Origin of the sequence: Nocardioides sp. 616, from assembly GCF_002930065.1 — a bacterium.
Classification (GTDB): Bacteria; Actinomycetota; Actinomycetes; order Propionibacteriales; family Nocardioidaceae; genus Nocardioides; species Nocardioides houyundeii.
Genome location: NZ_POAG01000023.1, coordinates 51,238 through 69,452 on the forward strand (window position 1 = coordinate 51,238; position 18,215 = coordinate 69,452).

Sequence of the window (18,215 nt, forward strand, 5' to 3'; positions counted from 1 at the left end):
ACCGGCGGACGCCCCGCGTTCGCGCCCGGCCGGGTGCGGGCCGAGTGGGCCAAGCAGGTGATCTCGGCTCGCGACGCGTCCCTGATCGGGACCCAGGAGATCCAGCCCGACCAGGTGACCTCCTTCGACGTCGCCACCCAGGGCGCCTACTCGTTCTACCCCGGCAACACCATGGGCTACGCCGGTGCGACACAGTCGATCATGTGGCGCGAGGCGGACTGGGAGTTCGTCTGGGGCAGCACGATCTCGATGCCGTTCATGCGCCAGTCCCGGCCGCAGGCGCTGGTCCGTCTCCGCAACCGCGCCAGTGGCGCGGAGGTCTACATGATGAACGTGCACCTGTCGCCGGGAAAGATGGAGGACGACCGCAAGAAGGCGCTGAACATCATCGTCGCGGCGATCAAGCAGCTCGATGCCGACGGCCTGCCGATCATGCTGACCGGTGACTTCAACGAGCACCGTGACGCGTTCTGCAAGGTGGTGGGGAGCACCACCCTCGAGGCTGCCCAGGGAGGCACCCACAACGGCTCGTGCAAGCCGCCCAAGAACATGCGCGTCGACTGGGTGTTCGGCTCCCGGGGGACCTTCAGCGGGACCGCCATCGACCAGTCCAACCGGATTCGCCGGGCGACCGACCATGCGGTGATCTCCAGCAAGTTCTCCGTGCAGTAGGGTCTGCCGAGTTCCACGCGACTCGGCACTAGGAGGCTTGAATGAAGCCGCGGGTGTGCAGGGTCGATGACGACGGCCTCGAGGTGGTCGGCGCGTTCCCAGGATCGGTCGACGTGCACTTCGACGGTTGGCGCGGCTGGTCCGCAGCCATCGACCGGGTCTCCGAGGAGCCCTTCGTGGTGCCCTGGCCCAAGCGGCTGCGTCCCTGGCTCGACGGGGTCTCCCAGGTCTCGGTGACCCACGAGGGCGAGCAGCTCTTCGACGGCGAGGTCAGCTTCGGCTCCGGGACGGGGCGGGTCGAGCTGGTGGACCGCCACGGCACGCAGATCATCATCGACAAGTGGGGCCTGCAGCAGCGGCCCTTCGAGGTACGACGGGCCGGTGGCGCCGTCGAGATGATGACCCAGAAGGCCGAGCAGGTCCTCGAGGTGATGCGCCGTGACTGCGGCATCGACGGCTGGATCTCCTTCGGCACGCTGCTGGGGGCCGCTCGCTCCGGCGCCGTCATCGGCCACGACAGCGACATCGACCTGTGCTTCCTGTCCGAGCGCGCGACTCCCGCGGAGATGATCGCCGAGCTGTGGTCGATCGCCCGCGCGCTGACCGATGCCGGGATCCAGGTCAAGCACAAGTCGGCCAGCTTCATCACCGTCGTCTACGAGGCGCCGGACGGCGGCATGGACGGGATCGACATCTACACCTGCTTCTACGTGGGAGACCTGCTGTACGAGACCGCCACGGTGCGGGCGCCGGTGCCGCGGTCCGCGATCATGCCCCTTCGGCAGCTTGAGTTCGAAGGCAGGCTGATGCCGGCTCCGGCGGACCCCGACCAGATGCTGACCGTCTCCTACGGTCCCGGTTGGAAGGTTCCCGATCCCTCGTTCCGGCACCAGCCCGACAGCGAGACGACCGAGCGTTTCCACGACTGGTTCGGGTCCCTGATGACCCACCGTCGGGACTGGGCCTCGGTCAACACCGCGGCCGCCGCGAAGCACGACTCCTCGGGATCCTCGTTCGCCCGTTGGGTGACGGGGCAGCTCGAGGGTCGGCCCCGCGTGCTGGACATCGGATCGGGGTCGCTCGCCGATGTCCGGCACTACGCCGCCGAGGGATACCGGGCGCTGGCCTACGACTTCGCGCACCCGGGGCGAGGGGCTGCCGGGGGCCGGCCGATCGAGGCGCTGCCCGAGGGCGCGTCCCGGCGCAACCTCAACCTGCTGGACCTGCGCGACGTCCTGACCTCCGGGGCCGTGGCGGCGCGTGCCTCGGGCCCCCGGGTGGTCTGCGCACGCCGGCTGCTGGAGTCTGTGGAGGAACCGGTGCGAGAGGCGTTCTGGCGCTTCACCTCCATGGCGCTGCGCCCCGGCGGGCAGGTCTACCTGGAGGGCATGAGCCGCTCCCGGGCCGAGTGCCGCAGGCTCCACAGTGAGCGGGGCATCCCTCGGGTGCTCCCCCTGGACCCCGCGGAGGTCGAGGTGGCCGCCCGGGCGGCCGGCGGCACGGTGGTGCTGCGCGAGAACTTCACCGCGGCCGCACGCTCGGTGCGGTCGGGGTCCCCGACCAGGTGGCGCATGGTGGTGGAGTGGCCCACTCCCGCCTCCGCTGCGGAACAGATCCCCACGACAGAACAGGCGAACGATGACTGAGGTTGTGTACCTCCACGTGGGAGGCCCCAAGTCGGGGACGACCTTCTTGCAGCAGGTGCTGGAGACCAACTCCGCCCGCCTCGCCGAAGCCGGGACCCTGGTGGTGGGACCGCGCCTGGAGGCGATCCATGCCTCGATGGTGGTCCGGGAGGACCCGCGGCTGGACCGGCTCCCCGAGTCGGCGCGCGGCTCCTGGGACCGGTTGGTGGCCCAGATCCGGGCTTGGCGCGGGCCCGCCGCGATCCTCAGCTACGAGCTCTTCGCGGGGGCCTCGATCGAGCAGGCCCGCGTCGCGCTCGGCGCCCTGGAAGGGCTGCAGGTGCACGTCCTGGTCACCGCGCGTGACCTGGGCAAGTCCATCCCCTCGGCGTGGCAGGAGCAGCTGAAGTTCGGGCTCATCCGCCCGCTCGAGCGTTGGCAGCCCCCGGCCGAGAGCGCCCCGGAGAGCGAGTGGGGCTGGCGCACCATGCAGCCCGCCAACGTCGCGGCGCGCTGGGGTGTGGACCTGCCCCCCGACCAGGTGCACGTGATCACCGTGCCCAGCCACAGCCGGGACAACAGCGAGCTGTGGCGGCGCTTCGCCCAGGCCTGCGGGCTGTCCGAGACGAGCGGTCTCGACCTCGCGGTGACCCGCGTCAACGAGTCGCTCGGCCTGGTGGAGGCCGAGCTGCTGCGTCGGGTCAACAAGGCTCTCGACGGTCGCGTCCAGGCGGGTCGTCAACGCTCGTTGTGGATCAGGGACGTGCTGGCGCACCAGGTGCTGGCCGGGATCGGCCACGAGCCCATCGGGCTCACCCCCGAGCACCAGGAGCTGGCGAGGGAGCAGGCGGAGGAGGCGATCACCGCCATCCGGGCCGCGGGCTACCGGGTGCACGGCGACCTCGAGGACCTCCGGCCCCAAGCCCCTCCCGCACGCCTCCCGAACGACGTGACGGAGGAGGAGCTGCTCGAGGCCGCGGTGCTGGCCCTGGCCGACCTCCTGGTCTGGGCGCGGGACGCCGGCTCCGATCCCCGCGGTGCCAAGGAGCCTGGTGTCCGGCCCGTCGCGCGACCACGCGGCCTCGCGGCCGCCCGGGGCATGGTCGGCGCCACGCTGCGCCGGGCTGCGGCGCCGGTGCGGGATCGCCGGGTCGCGGAGCTCGAGGCGCGGATCGCGGAGCTGGAGGGGCAGGTCCATGCCTCGCGCGCCCTGCACCTGCGGGTGGCCACCCTGACAGACCTGGTGGAGGAGCTCCTGCTCCCTGCCGACCTGCGCGACGGGGAGCTGACGATGAGCGCGGTGCGAGAGTTCCGCCAGAGGTCGCTGTGAGCGGCTCGCCGCGGGAGCGCCTGGCCGACGTGGCCGGGGTCCGCGAGTTCGAGGGCGTGGAGCAGCAGCTCGGTCGGCTCGAGGTCGCCATGGCGGAGAACCGCCACCTGGAGGCACTGCTGGCCGAACAGGTGGACCGGGTCGAGCGTGCGGTGATCAATCTGCTGGAGAAGCAGCACCGCCGCGACCAGTCCTGACTCCTCGATGTGGGAGCATGACCGCCATGGTGGCCCCAACACGCCTTGACCTGTCCGTGGTCATCCCCTGCTACAACGAGGAGGACTCCCTCCCCAGGCTGGTGGAGGTCCTCGAGGCCGAGCTCGGTGAGATCACCGACAGCTACGAGGTCATCCTCGTCGACGACGGCAGCCGGGACAGCACCCTGGCGCTGCTCCGGGAGGTGGCAGCCACCCGGCCCCGGTTCCGCTACCTCGCGCTGAGCCGCAACTTCGGCAAGGAGTCCGCGATGCTCGCGGGGCTCAGCCAGGCCCGCGGCGACCGGGTGGCCATCATGGACGCCGACCTGCAGCACCCTCCGCACCTGCTCGCGCAGATGCTCCCCCTGCTGGACGGGGAGTACTCCCAGGTGGTGGCGCGCCGGACACGGACCAACGACCCCGCCGTACGCACGTGGCTCTCGCGGATCTACTACAAGCTGATGAACCGGCTCGTCGACGTCGAGCTCCAGGACGGGGTGGGCGACTTCCGGGTGCTGGACCGGATGGCCGTCCGAGCGCTGCTGGCCCTGGGGGAGACCAACCGGTTCTCCAAGGGCCTCTTCGCCTGGATCGGGTTCCCCACCGCGGTGGTGGACTACGAGAACGTCTCGCGGGAGGCCGGCGCGACGAAGTGGCGGCTCCGGGACCTGTTCAACTACGGCATCGACGGGGTCGTCTCGTTCAACTACCGCCCGCTGCGGATGTCGATCTGGCTGGGCCTGCTGGTGACCGTGGTCGCGGTCGGCTACGCCGCCTGGGTGCTGCTCGACGCGGTCTGGCACGGCAACGCGGTGCCCGGCTACGTCACCACCATCTGCGTGGTCACCGGGTTCGGCGGCGTGCAGCTGATCATCCTCGGTGTCATCGGTGAGTACCTGGGCAGGATCTACGCCGAGACCAAGAGACGCCCGCTGTTCCTGCTCAAGGAGAGCAGCAACGGCCCCGACGACACCCCCGTCACCGCGGTGCTCGGAGCCGCGCACGAGCTCGAGCAGCAGGACCTGGCTGCCCACGGCCGGAGCGGGCAGGCGTGAGCACCCAGCAGGACCTCACGACCGGCAGCGCGCCCCGACACGCCTCCGAACCCGCACCCGAGCGCACATCCGAGCGCGCCCCCGGGGGTCGCTGGTGGGCGCTGGCGGTCTGCGTGGTGACCGCGGCCTACAGCGTGGTCCCGTACCTGCTGGAGCCGCGGTTCTACCAGCGCGGGGACACCGCCGCGCAGTTCGCGCCCACCTGGTTCCGCCTCGGCGAGCTGGTCCGCGAGGGCCAGTGGCCGGTCTGGCTGGACCCGACGTCCTGGGCCGGCGGCAACTACGTCGCCGAAGGGCTCTTCGGCACCTACAACCCGCTCAACGTCCTGGTCTGGGTGGGGGTGAGCCTGGGCCCGGACCTCGCCGTCTCGACCCTGGTGGTCAAGGCCACGGTGATGGTGGCGCTGGCACTGGGCAGCTACCTGCTGGCTCGCGAGTACCAGGCCGCTCCCTGGGCCGCGGCGACCGTGGCGGTCGCCCTGCCCTTCTCGGGTTTCACCCTGTTCTGGGACGCCGGGTCCTGGCCCTCGGGGCTGATGGCGTTCGCCTACGCGCCGTGGGTCTGGGTGACGCTGCGCCGCACCCTGCGCGGAGTGGGCAACCCGCTGCTGGCCTTCCTGGTCGGGGTGCTGGCCGTGACCCACGGCAACCCCTACGGGACGCTCGCGGTGGTGGTCATCGGTGCGGCCCTGGTCTGCGAGGCCGCGGTGTCCCGGGCCTGGCGCGGCCTGGCCCGGGTGCTGGGGGTGGGCCTGTGCGTCGCCGCCTTCCTGCCGCTGGTCTACCTGCCGCTGCTCGCCTCGGCGGACCTGGCGGTGCGGTCCACGGGAGCCCTGTTCGAGAACAGCGGCAAGCTCCGCCCCGCGGCCGGTGACCTCCTGGGCCTGAGCTCGCCCACCCTGGTCCCGCCGATCCGGGCCATCACCGGTCCCATGCAGGTGCCGGCCACCTACCTGGCCTGGTTCGTCCTGCCGCTGCTGCCCTGGCTGCGCTATCGGGCGCTGGCAGGACGCTGGCGGGAGTTCACCGGGCTGGGCCTGGTGGCCGGTCTCTACCTGGCGATGGCGCTGGGTCCGAGCAAGCTGTGGCTGTTCCGCTGGCCGCTGCGGGTGGTGGAGTACTTCTACCTCGCGGTGCTGGTGGCGCTCGCCGTCGCCATGTCGCAGGGCCTGGCGACCTCGCACCGCAAGGCCCGGGTGGCCGGCTCCGCCGCCCTGGTGCTGATGACGTCGTACCTCACCTGGGCCCAGGACCCCGCGGCCCTGCGCCGGACCGCCCTGGGAGCCGCGGCCCTGCTGGTCCTCACCGCCCTGCTGCTCGCCGCCCACCTGGTGGTGCGCCGCGACCTGGCGGTGGCCGCGGTGGCCGTCGCCGGGGTGGGCGCCGTGCTGGTGCTCCAGGTGGGGGTCTTCGGGGAGAACGCCAGCTCCAGGGTGTGGCACGTGCCCAGCGACGTCGCGGCGCTCCAGGACGACTTCGGTGAGCTGGAGGGCCGCACCATGCAGTTCGCAGACCTCAAGCCGCTCCAGCGTCAGGGCCGCCTCGACGCCCTCGAGGACGCGTGGGCCGACTACCTGCCCGGCAGCATGTACCACCCGGCCGGGGTGGAGGCGGTGAACAACTACACGGGCATGGGCTTCCTGCCCTTCACCAAGTACTTCTGCATGGAGTACGACGGCCTGACCCAGCCCTGCGGCTACCGCAACCTGTGGCGTGCCCAGGGTGGCGGGATGCCGTCCATGGCCGACCTGATGAAGCTGGAGACCGTGGTGGTGCAGCCGCGGATCGCCAAGGGCGTGCAGCCCACGCCGGGCTGGGTGGAGGAGTCGCGGACCAAGGACCGCATCGTGCTGCACCGCGAGGGGGAGCCGCCGTGGCCGGACTCCGAGCTCAGCTGGGCCTCGAACGGGGTGCGGGTGCGCGACGCCACCACCGTGGACGCCCTGCACCAGCGGGTGGAGGTCGACGCCGAGGACGGCGGCAGTCTGGTCTTCGCGATGCTCGGCTGGCCGGGGTGGGAGGCTGAGCTGGACGGCCGTGCGCTGCCGGTGGGACACGGCCGCACCGGTCTGCTGACCGTCACGCTGCCGCCGGGCTCGGTCGGCGAGGTGGAGCTCTCCTACCGCCCACCGGGTCTGACGGTGGGCGTCGCGTCGGCGGCGGTGGGCACGGTGCTGGCCCTGCTCCTCGGTCTCGTGCCGTGGCTGGGGCGCCGGCGGCCCAGGGGCGCTGGGTACGATCTGCGCGACGACCGGCAGGTCGACACCCCCGCTTCCCACTGACCGCACCGATCTAGGAGTCCTCATGCCCCGCCTGTGTCAGACCGACGACCTCACTGAGGACCAGGCCGAGATCCTCAAGGCGGTGCGCACGTTCGTGGAGGACAAGATCCTCCCGGTCGCCACCGAGCTCGAGCACGCAGACGAGTACCCCACCGAGATCGTCGAGGGGCTCAAGGAGCTCGGCATCTTCGGGCTGATGATCCCCGAGGAGTACGACGGCCTGGGTGAGTCGCTGCTCACCTACGCGCTGTGCGTGGAGGAGATCGCGCGCGGCTGGATGAGCGTCTCCGGTGTCATCAACACCCACTTCATCGTGGCCTACATGCTGATGAAGCACGGCACCGAGGAGCAGAAGCGCAAGTACCTCCCGCGGATGGCGACCGGCGAGGTGCGCGGTGCTTTCTCGATGTCGGAGCCGTCCCTGGGCTCCGACGTGGCCGCCATCTCGACCAAGGCCACGAAGACCGATGAGGGCTACGAGATCACCGGCCAGAAGATGTGGCTGACCAACGGCGGGTCCTCGACCCTGGTGGCGGTGCTGGTCAAGACCGACGAGGGTGCCGACTCGGTCTACAAGAACATGACCACGTTCCTGGTCGAGAAGGAGCCGGGCTTCGGCGAGACCGCCCAGGGCGTCACCGTCCCCGGCAAGATCGACAAGATGGGCTACAAGGGGATCGACACCACCGAGATGGTGTTCGAGGGCCACAAGATCTCCGCGGACCAGATCCTGGGTGGCGAGCCGGGCAAGGGCTTCTACCAGATGATGGACGGGGTCGAGGTGGGCCGGGTCAACGTCGCTGCCCGCGCCTGCGGCATCGCCAACCGGGCCTTCGAGCTCGGCGTCGCCTACGCCCAGCAGCGCGAGACCTTCGGCAAGCCGATCGCCGAGCACCAGGCCATCCTCTTCCGCATCGCGGAGATGGCGACCAAGGTCGACACCGCCCACGCGATGATGGTCAAGGCCGCCCGCAAGAAGGACTCGGGCCAGCGCAACGACGTCGAGGCCGGCATGGCCAAGATGGTCGCCTCGGAGTACTGCAACGAGGTCGTCCAGGACTCGTTCCGGATCCACGGTGGCTACGGCTACTCCAAGGAGTACGAGATCGAGCGCCTCTACCGCGAGGCTGCCTTCATGCTCATCGGTGAGGGCACCTCCGACATCCAGAAGATGATCATCGGCCGCAGCATGCTCAAGGAGTACAAGCTGCGCTGATCCAGCCCGCCTCGCGGACGCCCGTCACCGATACTCCGGTGACGGGCGTTCGTCGTCCGTGACAGAGTGGATGCCACACAGCGAGCGATGGACGAAGCGCGAGCGGAGACGGAGCTGAGATGAACAACGACGACCTGAAGGCCAAGATGCGCGAGGCGCTGGACAAGAAGAACGGCGTGGAGCGGGGGGTCCACCAGGACGGTCCCGTCAAGGAGAAGGCCCACGGCTCGGAGGTCACCGGCACCGGCCCGAAGATGCACCGTCGCAAGGCTGGTGGCGGCGGCGCCTGACCCCCACTGTCCGCCCCCCGGGGTGCCGTGAGGACCCCGGGGGCGGACAGGGCATCATGTGTCGCCATGACGAAGACGAACCCCGGCAACTTCTTCGAGGACTTCACCCTCGGGCAGGTCATCGAGCACGCGACGCCCCGTACGGTCACCGAGGGCGACCGTGCCCTGTACGGGTCGCTCTACCCCACGCGGTTCGCGCTGCCGTCCTCGGCCCGGTTCGCCGCGTCCTGCGGCCTCGACCCGGCGCCCGTCGAGGAGCTGGTCGGCTTCCACATCGCCTTCGGCAAGACCGTCCCTGACGTCTCCCTCAACGCGGTCGCCAACCTCGGCTACTCCGAGTGCCGGTTCCACACCCCGGTGGTGCCCGGGGACACGCTCAGCACCCGGTCGGAGGTCATCGGCCTGAAGGAGAACTCCAACGGGCGCACCGGCGTGGTGTGGGTCCGCTCCACCGCGGTCAACCAGCGTGGCGAGGTCGCCATCGACTGGGCCCGGTGGGTGATGGTCCACAAGCGCGACCCCGAGGCACCGGCGCCGACGACGGTGGTGCCCGAGCTGGCCAGCCACCTGAGGGTCGATGAGCTGGTGGTGCCGGACGGCCTGAACTTCTCCGGCTACGACTTCGCCGCGGCCGGGGAGCCGCACCGCTACGACGACTACGCGGTGGGGGAGAAGATCGACCACGTCGACGGTGTCACCCTCAGCGACGCCGAGCACATGATGGCCACGCGGCTGTGGCAGAACACCGCGAAGGTGCACTTCAACACCCAGGCCCGGCCCGACGGCAGGCGCCTGGTCTACGGCGGCCACGTGATCTCGATGGCTCGTGCGCTGTCCTTCAACGGTCTCGCCAACGCCCAGCTGGTGGCGGCGATCAACGCCGGCTCCCACGTGGCGCCGGCGTTCGGCGGTGACACCGTCTACGCCTGGTCCGAGGTGCTCGACAAGGGCGAGACCTCCGCGCCGGGCGTGGGCGCCCTGCGGCTGCGCCTGGTGGCGACCAAGGACCGGGACGAGGCGATGGTGCTGCGCGGCGAGGACGGCAAGTACGCCCCCGGCGTGCTGCTCGACCTGGACTACTGGGCCCTCGTGCCTCGCTGAGCCGGAACCGGGAACTAGCCTCTCTCTGTGCGCATCGACCTCCACGCCCACTCGAGCGTCAGTGACGGCACCCAGCGCCCCGCCGAGCTCGTCCGGGCCGCTGCGGCCTCGGGCCTGGACGTGCTGGCCATCACCGACCACGACACGACCGACAGCTGGGACGAGGCCGCGCGGGCGGCCCGAGAGGTCGGCCTGACTCTGGTGCGTGGGATCGAGATCAGCACCGTGCACCGGGGACGGGGGGTGCACCTCCTGGCCTACCTCCCCGACCCGACCCATCCCGCCCTGCATAGTCGGCTGCTCGCGGTCCTGGCGGGACGAGCCTCCCGAGTGCCGGCGATCCTGGAACGCCTCTCGGCTCTCGGCGTCGACCTCACCGAGGAGGAGGTGGCCAGCGCGTCCGGCCGCACCGCGGCCACCGGCCGGCCGCACCTGGCCGACGCCCTGGTGACCAAGGGGGTGGTGCGCGACCGGCGGGAGGCCTTCGACCGGTTCCTGAACCCCGGCCGGCCGGCCTACGTGGACCGCACGGCCGCGGACCTGGTGGACATGATCACCGTGGTGGCCGACGCCGGCGGAGTCAGCGTCCTGGCGCACCCGTGGGGCCGCAGCGCCCGGCAGGTGCTGGACGCGGCGACCCTCGGTGAGCTCCGAGCACTCGGCCTGACCGGGATCGAGGTCGACCACGAGGACCACCCGAGGCCGGTGCGGCACGAGCTGCGAGCCGTCGCGCGCCATCACGACCTGGTGGTCACCGGCTCCAGCGACCACCACGGGCTGGGCAAGGTCGGCCACGAGCTGGGCTGCAACACCACGGACCCGCACGAGTACGAGCGGCTGCTGGCGGCAGCCGAGGAGGCTGCCGCGCGCTCCGGGCGGGCCGTCCCCGACCTGGTGGTCGCCTGAGGCGCGCGGTGCTGCCCGGGGCTACTTGCGGCCCAGGGACTGCAGGCTCTGCAGCGCCCGGGTCGGCACCAGCTTGGTCATCGTGGTGATCACCTTGTACTGGGCGCCCGGGATGGAGAAGATCCGCCCCCTGTCGTGGTCCGCCAGCGCCTTGCGCACCAGGTCGTCGGCGTCGAGCCACAGGAACTGCGGCGCGGAGCCCCGGCTGACGTCCATCCGCTGGTGGAACTCGGTCTTGGTGAACCCGGGGCACAGGGTCGTCACGCGCACTCCTTGCGGGCGGTACTCGTTGGCCGCCCACTCCCCGAAGGAGTTCACCCAGGCCTTGGCCGCGGAGTAGGTCCCGCGCGGCAGGAACGCGGCCACGCTGGAGACGTTGATGATCCCGCCACGACCCCGCTCGGCCATGGCGCCGACGGCGGCGTGGGTCAGCCGCATCACCGCGGTGACCATCACGTCGATCATCGCCTGCTCGGACTCCACGTCGTTGTCGGCGAACCGGCCCTTGAGCCCGAAACCGGCGTTGTTGACCAGCAGGTCCACCGGACGGTCACGGTCCGCGACCCGGGCCTCGACCCGGGCCAGCTGTGCGCGGTCCGCGAGGTCGGCCACGAGCACCTCGACCTGGACCCCGTGGCGCTCGCGCAGCGTGGCAGCCTCCTCCTCCAGTCGCGCGACGTCGCGCGCGACCAGCACCAGGTCGTGGCCGCGGGCGGCGAGCTGGTGGGCGAAGGAGCGGCCGATTCCGGCGGTGGGACCCGTGACCAGGGCGGTGCGGGTCGTCGTGGGGCGATTGTCCATGGGGGCAGCATCGCGGTGTCGCACCCCGCTGTGCAAACGATTCGGGCATGATGGTGCTGCCATGACGACGACACTTGCGGTTGCGAACCAGAAGGGCGGGGTCGCCAAGACCACGTCGGTGGCCTCCATCGGTGCCGCGCTGGCCGAGCTGGGCCACCGGGTCCTGCTCGTCGATCTCGACCCCCAGGCGTGTCTCACGTTCTCGCTGGGCATCGACCCCGAGGACCTGCAGGTCTCGGTGCACCACGTCCTGACCCAGCGGGCGGTCGCCGGCGAGGTCGTGCTTCAGACGCCGGACGGCCCCGACCTGATGCCCGCGACGATCGAGCTCGCGCGCGCCGAGGCCGACCTGCTCACCCGCACCGGGCGTGAGCACGTGATCACCTCGATGCTCCAGGACCTGGCGGAGTCGGGGGCGGACTACGACTGGGTGCTGCTGGACTGCCCGCCGTCGTTGGGCGTGCTGACCGTCGCCGCACTGACCGCGGCAGACGGCGTCGTCGTACCGCTGCAGTGCGAGACGCTCTCGCACCGCGGTGTGGGGCAGCTGCTCGACACGGTGCACGACGTACGCCGGTTCGCCAACCGCACGCTGTCGGTCTGGGGGGTGCTGCCCACGATGTACGACGGTCGTACGAACCACGCCCGGACGGTGCTGGAGACCATCTCGGAGACCTACGACCTGGACGTGATCGAGCCGCCGATCCCCAAGACGATCAAGTTCGCCGAGGCGCCCGCGGCCGGCCGCTCGATCCTGGCCACGTCACGGTCCAGCAAGGGGGCCACCGCCTACCGCCAGGTGGCGGCCAACCTGGTGGCGCGGGCGGCGCGGAACGGCGCCCCCGCCGCAGCAGTCCCCGAGAGCGGCAGCCACTGACCTGCCCCGGTCGTCGGCCGAGACCGACGACCCGGGGTGGAGGCTGGACTCAGGAAGCGCTCTCGGTGCTCACGGCCTCGCCGGAGCCCTCGCCGCTCGAGCGTCCCCGACGCCGGTTGCGGCTGCGGCTGCGCGGCGCCTTGGCGGTCTCCTCGGTCGTGGTGGCAGCCGAGGCGGACGACTCGGGCTTGTCGGCACCGGACGCGGCGTCGGCGCCCTCGGCGACCGGAGCCCCGCTGCGGGTGCGGGAGCGACTGCGGTCCCGGTTGCGAGGTGCCCGCTCGCGGCGCTCCTCGCGGCCCCCGTCACGGCCCCCGTCACGGCTCTGCCGCGCCGGACGCTCCACGGGCGCGGGGTCCACGATGCGGCCCTTCGTGCCCGGGGCGATGCCCTGGTCGTGGAACAGGTGCTCGGAGGTGGAGTAGGTCTCCTGCGGGGAGTCGAACGGCAGGTCGAGCGTCTTGTTGATCATCTTCCAGCGGTGCAGGTCCGCCCAGTCGACGAAGGTGATCGCGGTGCCCGTGGCGCCGGCCCGGCCGGTGCGGCCGATCCGGTGCACGTAGGTCTTGTCGTCCTCGGGGCAGGTGTAGTTGATGACGTGGGAGACGCCGGCCACGTCGATCCCGCGGGCGGCCACGTCCGTGGCGACCAGCACCCGGATCTTGTTCTCGCGGAACTTGGTCAGCGCCTTCTCGCGGGCGATCTGGGCCATGTCGCCGTGCAGCGGGCTGGCGGCGAAGCCGCGCTCCGCGAGGTCGTCGGCGACCCGCTGGGCCTGGCGCTTGGTACGGGTGAAGACGATGATCTTGTCCGCGTCCTCGGCCTGCAGCACCCGCCCGATGATCTCGGGCTTGTCGAGGTCGTGGGCCTGGTAGATGAACTGCGCGGTCGCCGGCACCATCGTGGTGTCGTAGGAGGACTCGGCGCGGATGTTCATCGGGTGCCGCATGTGGGTGCGCGCCAGGGAGACGATGGCGGCCGGCATGGTTGCCGAGAACAGCATCGTCTGGCGGGTCTCCGGCGTCATCGACAGCAGACGCTCCACGTCGGGCAGGAAGCCCAGGTCCAGCATCTCGTCGGCCTCGTCCAGCACCAGCGCGTGGACGCGGGAGAGGTCGAGGGCCCGGCGGTTGGCGAGGTCGATCAGGCGGCCGGGGGTGCCGACGACGATGTCGACCCCGGACTCCAGAGCCTCGAGCTGGGTGTCGTAGCCGACCCCGCCGTACACCGTCAGCACCCGCAGGCCGACGTCCTTGCTGGCCAGGTGGAGGTCGTTGGAGACCTGCAGGGCCAGCTCACGGGTGGGGGCCACGATCAGCGCCTGCGGCTTGCCCTGGGGCATGTCCTCGTAGGCGGGGTCGAGAGGCGACACGCTGCGCTGCAGCACCGGGATGCCGAAAGCGAGGGTCTTGCCGGTGCCCGTGCGGGCCTGGCCGATGAGATCGGTGCCCATCAGGGCGACCGAGAGGGTCATCTCCTGGATGGCGAAGGGGGTGGTGATGCCGGCGCGCTCCAGCGCGTCGCAGATCCCGGGCAGCACGCCCAGGTCTCGGAAGGTGGTGGTCACAGGGGGTTTCGCTTTCGTCGGGGACGTCCTTGCACTTGCGGCGGACTCGACGATGCGGTCTGCCGCGCACATGCCGGCGAGCGGCACTCGTGGCCGTTCGCTGTCGCGCGCTGGGCGCGCGCGGATGGCTCGAGTCTATCGGTAGGGTTCCGCCATGACTGAATCCCAGCCCGGCGCCTCGCAGGGTGCTTTCGCGGACCCGGACTACCGTGAGGCCGTCGTCGACCTGCTGGGAGCCATCGCGTACGGCGAGCTGTCGGCGTTCGAGCGCCTCGCGGAGGACGCCCGGATGGCCCCGAGCCTGGTGGACAAGGTCGCGCTCTCGTCGATGGCCGCGGTGGAGTTCGGCCACCTGGCGCGGCTGCAGGAACGGGTGGCGGAGCTGGGCACCGACCCGTACGTCGCGATGGAGCCCTTCCGGCGGCCCATCGACGACTTCCACGCCCACACCCGGCCCTCGGACTGGTACGAGGGGTTGATCAAGGCCTACGTGGGGGACGGTCTGGCCGCCGACTTCTACCGCGAGATCGCCGCCTACCTGGACCCCGAGACCCGGGACCTGATCACCGACTCCCTGGCCGACGCCGGGCACTCGCAGTTCGTCATCGACCGGGTGCGGGCGGCGATCGCCCACGACCACCGGCTCGGGGGTCGTCTGGCGCTGTGGGGACGGCGCCTGATGGGAGAGGCGCTCACCCAGGGCCAGCGGGTGGCGGCGGAGCGGGACGCGATGTCGGCGCTGCTGGCGGGGGGAGTGGACCGCCCGGGCCTGGACCTCGCGGCCATCGGGCGCATGTTCACCCGGCTGACGGAGCGTCACGCCGCCCGGATGGCCGAGCTGGGGCTCGACTCCTGAGCCGGACGGCGGACGTCGTACGCCGCGGGGCCTACCGGAAGCCGACGGTGCCGGCGACGCCGCCACCGAGCTCCACGTAGGCGATCTGGTCACCGGGCACCAGGGCGCGACGACCCTTGGCGTCGACCAGCGAGAGGGTGCCGCCCTTGACCGCGTCCTCGACCAGGCTCTCGACCTGGTCGTGGGTGAGGTCCACGTCGATGACGATCTCGCGGGGCGCGTGCTGAATGCCGATCTTGACCTCCATGTGAGGCCTCCTTAGGTGGTCGCTGGGGTGGGTCCGCGCGGAGCGCGGGGCCTTACTGTTCCTTGGGGTAGCCGCCGATGCCTCGCCAGGCCAGGGCGGCGACCAGCGCGGCGGCGTCGGACTGGGTGATCCGCTCGCCCTCTTCGGAGTCAACATTGCCAGCAAGCCAGAAACGGGCGCTGACCTGGCCCATCCCCACCAGGGAGACGGCCAGCAGCCGGCACGCCTGCATGGGGAGACCGGTGTCCTGCTGGATGACGATGGCGATGCTGGCCGCGGAGTCCTCGGTGACCCGGTCGACCCGCTCCCGCACGGCCGGCTCGTTGGTCAGGTCCGACTCGAAGACCAGCCGGAAGGCGCCGGTGTCGTTGGCGACGTAGGCGTAGAACGCGGCGATGGCCGCGGCCACCCGCTGCTTGTTGTCCGAGGTGCTCGCGAGCGCCTCGCGGATCTTGTCGGTGATCGATTCGCACGACTCGTCCAGCAGCGCCAGGTAGAGCTCGAGCTTGCCGGGGAAGTGCTGGTAGAGCACGGGCTTGGAGACGCCGGCTCGCTCGGCGATGTCGTCCATCGCGGCCGAGTGGTAGCCGTGCGCCACGAACACCTCGAGCGCGGAGTCGAGCAACTGGGCCCGGCGCTCCCGGCGGGGCATCCGGCTGCCGCGCGGGCGGGGCTCAGCGTCATACTTCTCTGCACTCAAGCTGTTCTCCTCTTCGTGAGGAGTTGATGCTATCGGTCGGCAACTGCCTCACGACGACGACGCCTCGAAGGCGCCGCCGGAACATCGCTCGCCGGGTCCGCATCGCGGGACGTTCGTCCCACCCGGCGGGACCGCAGGGGAACATTGCAGGCCGGTCCGGCGTTCAGCAGCCGACGACCCCGCACCCTTTCCCCGAGGAGCATCCCCGTGTCCTTCCCCCCGCTCGTGGAGCCTGCCGCAGAGCTCACCATCGACGAGGTGCGCCGCTACAGCCGGCACCTGATCATTCCCGACGTCGGGATGGCCGGCCAGAAGCGGCTCAAGAACGCCCGGGTGCTGGTGATCGGTGCGGGCGGTCTGGGCTCTCCGGCACTGCTGTACCTGGCTGCCGCCGGCGTCGGCACCCTGGGGATCGCCGAGTTCGACGAGGTGGACGAGTCCAACCTGCAGCGCCAGGTCATCCACGGCCAGTCCGACGTCGGCCGCCCCAAGGGCGAGTCGGCCCGCGACTCGGTCAAGGAGGTCAACCCGCTCGTGGAGGTGGTGCTGCACTCCGAGCGCCTGGACAACGACAACGTCTTCGAGGTCTTCGAGGGCTATGACCTGATCGTCGACGGCACCGACAACTTCGCCACCCGCTACCTGGTCAACGACGCGGCGTACTTCCTCAAGATCCCCTACGTGTGGGGCTCGATCTACCGCTTCGACGGCCAGGCCTCGGTCTTCGCGCCGTCCATGGCTCCCGACGCGCCCTGCTACCGGTGCCTCTACCCCGAGCCGCCGCCGCCGGGCATGGTGCCCTCGTGCGCCGAGGGCGGCGTGCTGGGCGTGCTCTGCGCCTCCATCGGCTCGATCCAGGTCAACGAGGCCATCAAGCTGCTCACCGGCATCGGCGAGCCGCTGGTCGGCAAGCTGATGATCTACGACGCCCTGGAGATGGAGTACCGCAAGCTCCGGGTCCGCAAGGACCCCGACTGCGCCCTGTGCGGGGAGAACCCGACCGTCGAGGGGCTCATCGACTACGACACCTTCTGCGGCGCGATCTCCGACGAGGCGGCCGACGCCGCCGCCGGCTCCACCATCTCGGTGACCCAGCTGGACTCCATGCTCAAGGAGCGCGAGGAGGGCACTCGTGACTTCGTGCTGGTCGACGTCCGCGAGCCGGGCGAGTACGAGATCAACCGGATCCCCGGGTCGGTGCTGATCCCCAAGGGCGAGTTCCTCAACGGCAACGCGCTGGCTCAGCTGCCCTCGGACAAGCAGGTCGTGCTGCACTGCAAGTCCGGCGTCCGCTCCGCGGAGTGCCTGGCGATCGTGCAGGGCGCCGGCCTGGCCGACGCGGTGCACGTCGGCGGTGGCGTGGTGGCCTGGGTCAACCAGGTCGACCCCAGCCAGCCGACGTACTGAGCCGGGCCGGGACGCCGGGGGAGCCGGGTCGGCAGGCAGGGGCGAGCCGGTGATCGGTCGCGGGGAGTACGCCGAGCTCGTCCTGGAGTGCGTGGAGCGGGTGCCCCCTGGGCACGTGACGACGTACGGCTCGATCGCCGAGGCTCTCGGACCGGTCGCGGGCGGGGGCGGCCCCCGGCAGGTCGGCTCGGTGCTGGCCACCGACGGCGGTGCCGTGCCCTGGTGGCGGGTCGTCCGGGCGGACGGCACCCTGCCGTCCGGCCACGTCGACCGGGCCCGCTCCCTGCACCTGGCCGAGGGCACCCCGATGCGCCCCTCGGGCCGAGTGGACCTGCCCCGAGCGTTCGTCGCGGCGACCGCCCCTGATGGCTCGTGGCCGGCCTGACGGCACAATGTGCCCATGTTCTTCGACGCCGTGCACCGGGTGGTGCCTCCGCTCGCCCGGGCGGTGTGGCAACCCGAGGTCTCCGGGCTGGAGCACGTGCCCAGGACCGGCGGGGTGATCCTGGCCAGCAACCACCTCAGCTTCGCCGACAGCATGGTCATCCCGGTGGTCGTGCCTCGACGCGTGGTGTTCCTGGCCAAGTCCGACTACTTCGACGGCCCGGGGCTGCGGGGGGCGCTGGTCCGCGGGTGGTTCCAGGGGATGGGGATGCTGCCGGTGGACCGCGACGACTCCCGCGCCGCCCTGAGCAGCCTGGACGTGGCGCTGGAGGTGCTGGCCCGCGGCGAGGCCTTCGGGATCTATCCCGAGGGCACCCGCAGCCGCGACGGCCGGCTCTACCGCGGCCGCACCGGGATGGCCCACCTGGCGCTGAGCGCCGGCGTGCCGGTGGTGCCGGTCGGGCTCAGTGGCACCCAGGAGCTCCAGCCGGTCGGGGCCAGGCTCCCGCGCCTGGTCAAGGTCCGGGTCAGCTTCGGGGAGCCGATGGACTTCACCGGCGCCGACGCCGGCGTCCCGGCGGGTCGCGCCCGCCGCGAGGTGACAGACGCGGTGATGGCCAGGATCGCCGCGCTGAGCGGTCAGGACGAGGCCGGGGTGTACAACGAGCGCCCGCCTTCTGCTGAGCAGCCGTAGGGTGGCGA

At 71.2% G+C, this 18,215-nt stretch carries 19 protein-coding genes; 15 read left to right on the plus strand and 4 right to left on the minus strand.

The window, feature by feature from the left end; all coding sequences use genetic code 11:
• From C5H89_RS16395 to C5H89_RS16435, 10 genes are all read left to right on the plus strand, one after another.
• On the plus strand, nucleotides 1-672 hold a 672-nt coding region (locus C5H89_RS16395; RefSeq protein WP_205305086.1), incomplete at its 5' end, for an endonuclease/exonuclease/phosphatase family protein.
• A 41-nt stretch (nucleotides 673-713) separates the two neighbouring features.
• Nucleotides 714-2,318, plus strand: a complete 1,605-nt coding sequence (locus tag C5H89_RS16400) for a hypothetical protein (protein ID WP_104108055.1) — start codon at nucleotides 714-716, stop codon at nucleotides 2,316-2,318.
• Nucleotides 2,311-3,627, plus strand: a complete 1,317-nt coding sequence (locus tag C5H89_RS16405; protein ID WP_162799428.1) for a DUF6752 domain-containing protein — start codon at nucleotides 2,311-2,313, stop codon at nucleotides 3,625-3,627. Before C5H89_RS16400 ends, C5H89_RS16405 begins: the two co-directional genes overlap by 8 nt.
• Nucleotides 3,624-3,824 carry a hypothetical protein gene (locus C5H89_RS16410; protein ID WP_104108057.1) on the plus strand — a complete coding sequence of 67 codons (201 nt, stop codon included), beginning with the start codon at nucleotides 3,624-3,626 and terminating at the stop codon, nucleotides 3,822-3,824. Before C5H89_RS16405 ends, C5H89_RS16410 begins: the two co-directional genes overlap by 4 nt.
• A gap of 26 nt (nucleotides 3,825-3,850) precedes the next feature.
• The gene (locus C5H89_RS16415) at nucleotides 3,851-4,879 is read left to right on the plus strand and encodes a glycosyltransferase family 2 protein (protein ID WP_104108135.1); all 1,029 of its coding nucleotides are present in this window, start codon (nucleotides 3,851-3,853) and stop codon (nucleotides 4,877-4,879) included.
• Nucleotides 4,876-7,161 (plus strand): hypothetical protein, encoded by a 2,286-nt coding sequence (locus C5H89_RS16420; protein ID WP_104108058.1) that lies wholly within the window; start codon nucleotides 4,876-4,878, stop codon nucleotides 7,159-7,161. The genes C5H89_RS16415 and C5H89_RS16420 overlap by 4 nt, the downstream gene beginning before the upstream one ends.
• A gap of 22 nt (nucleotides 7,162-7,183) precedes the next feature.
• The gene (locus C5H89_RS16425; protein ID WP_104108059.1) at nucleotides 7,184-8,377 is read left to right on the plus strand and encodes an acyl-CoA dehydrogenase family protein; all 1,194 of its coding nucleotides are present in this window, start codon (nucleotides 7,184-7,186) and stop codon (nucleotides 8,375-8,377) included.
• A 119-nt stretch (nucleotides 8,378-8,496) separates the two neighbouring features.
• Nucleotides 8,497-8,667 (plus strand): DUF5302 domain-containing protein, encoded by a 171-nt coding sequence (locus C5H89_RS19010; RefSeq protein ID WP_158648038.1) that lies wholly within the window; start codon nucleotides 8,497-8,499, stop codon nucleotides 8,665-8,667.
• Between the two features lie 66 nt (nucleotides 8,668-8,733).
• Nucleotides 8,734-9,768 carry a MaoC family dehydratase gene (locus tag C5H89_RS16430; RefSeq protein WP_104108060.1) on the plus strand — a complete coding sequence of 345 codons (1,035 nt, stop codon included), beginning with the start codon at nucleotides 8,734-8,736 and terminating at the stop codon, nucleotides 9,766-9,768.
• Nucleotides 9,769-9,795: 27 nt separating this feature from the next.
• On the plus strand, nucleotides 9,796-10,674 hold the full coding sequence (locus C5H89_RS16435) for a PHP domain-containing protein (protein WP_104108061.1): 879 nt from the start codon (nucleotides 9,796-9,798) through the stop codon (nucleotides 10,672-10,674).
• Nucleotides 10,675-10,695: 21 nt separating this feature from the next.
• Here C5H89_RS16435 and C5H89_RS16440 read toward each other — a convergent pair whose 3' ends face one another.
• On the minus strand, nucleotides 10,696-11,475 hold the full coding sequence (locus C5H89_RS16440) for an SDR family oxidoreductase (protein ID WP_104108062.1): 780 nt from the start codon (nucleotides 11,473-11,475) through the stop codon (nucleotides 10,696-10,698).
• Nucleotides 11,476-11,536: 61 nt separating this feature from the next.
• Here C5H89_RS16440 and C5H89_RS16445 point away from each other — a divergent pair, with 61 nt between their 5' ends.
• Nucleotides 11,537-12,352: a ParA family protein gene (locus C5H89_RS16445; RefSeq protein WP_104108063.1), complete on the plus strand. Its 816-nt coding sequence runs from the start codon at nucleotides 11,537-11,539 to the stop codon at nucleotides 12,350-12,352.
• 49 nt (nucleotides 12,353-12,401) lie between these two features.
• Here the strand turns inward: C5H89_RS16445 and C5H89_RS16450 are convergent, their stop codons facing one another.
• Nucleotides 12,402-13,826, minus strand: coding sequence for a DEAD/DEAH box helicase (locus C5H89_RS16450; protein WP_240181925.1), 1,425 nt, complete (start codon nucleotides 13,824-13,826; stop codon nucleotides 12,402-12,404).
• 247 nt (nucleotides 13,827-14,073) lie between these two features.
• Here C5H89_RS16450 and C5H89_RS16455 point away from each other — a divergent pair, with 247 nt between their 5' ends.
• Nucleotides 14,074-14,775, plus strand: coding sequence for a ferritin-like fold-containing protein (locus tag C5H89_RS16455; RefSeq protein WP_101525016.1), 702 nt, complete (start codon nucleotides 14,074-14,076; stop codon nucleotides 14,773-14,775).
• Nucleotides 14,776-14,806: 31 nt separating this feature from the next.
• On the opposite strand, the gene C5H89_RS16460 is transcribed toward C5H89_RS16455, so the two are convergent.
• Nucleotides 14,807-15,022 (minus strand): DUF3107 domain-containing protein, encoded by a 216-nt coding sequence (locus C5H89_RS16460; RefSeq protein ID WP_104108064.1) that lies wholly within the window; start codon nucleotides 15,020-15,022, stop codon nucleotides 14,807-14,809.
• 52 nt (nucleotides 15,023-15,074) lie between these two features.
• On the minus strand, nucleotides 15,075-15,722 hold the full coding sequence (locus tag C5H89_RS16465; RefSeq protein WP_240181918.1) for a TetR/AcrR family transcriptional regulator: 648 nt from the start codon (nucleotides 15,720-15,722) through the stop codon (nucleotides 15,075-15,077).
• Nucleotides 15,723-15,929: 207 nt separating this feature from the next.
• Here C5H89_RS16465 and moeZ point away from each other — a divergent pair, with 207 nt between their 5' ends.
• The 3 genes from moeZ to C5H89_RS16480 are packed head-to-tail and all read left to right on the plus strand — an operon-like array spanning nucleotide 15,930 to nucleotide 18,207.
• Nucleotides 15,930-17,129: an adenylyltransferase/sulfurtransferase MoeZ gene (moeZ, locus tag C5H89_RS16470; RefSeq protein ID WP_104108065.1), complete on the plus strand. Its 1,200-nt coding sequence runs from the start codon at nucleotides 15,930-15,932 to the stop codon at nucleotides 17,127-17,129.
• Between the two features lie 49 nt (nucleotides 17,130-17,178).
• Nucleotides 17,179-17,514, plus strand: a complete 336-nt coding sequence (locus tag C5H89_RS16475) for an MGMT family protein (RefSeq protein WP_104108066.1) — start codon at nucleotides 17,179-17,181, stop codon at nucleotides 17,512-17,514.
• 15 nt (nucleotides 17,515-17,529) lie between these two features.
• A complete protein-coding gene (locus tag C5H89_RS16480) occupies nucleotides 17,530-18,207 on the plus strand; it encodes a lysophospholipid acyltransferase family protein (protein WP_104108067.1) in 678 nt (225 codons plus the stop codon).
• Nucleotides 18,208-18,215: the final 8 nt, after the last annotated feature.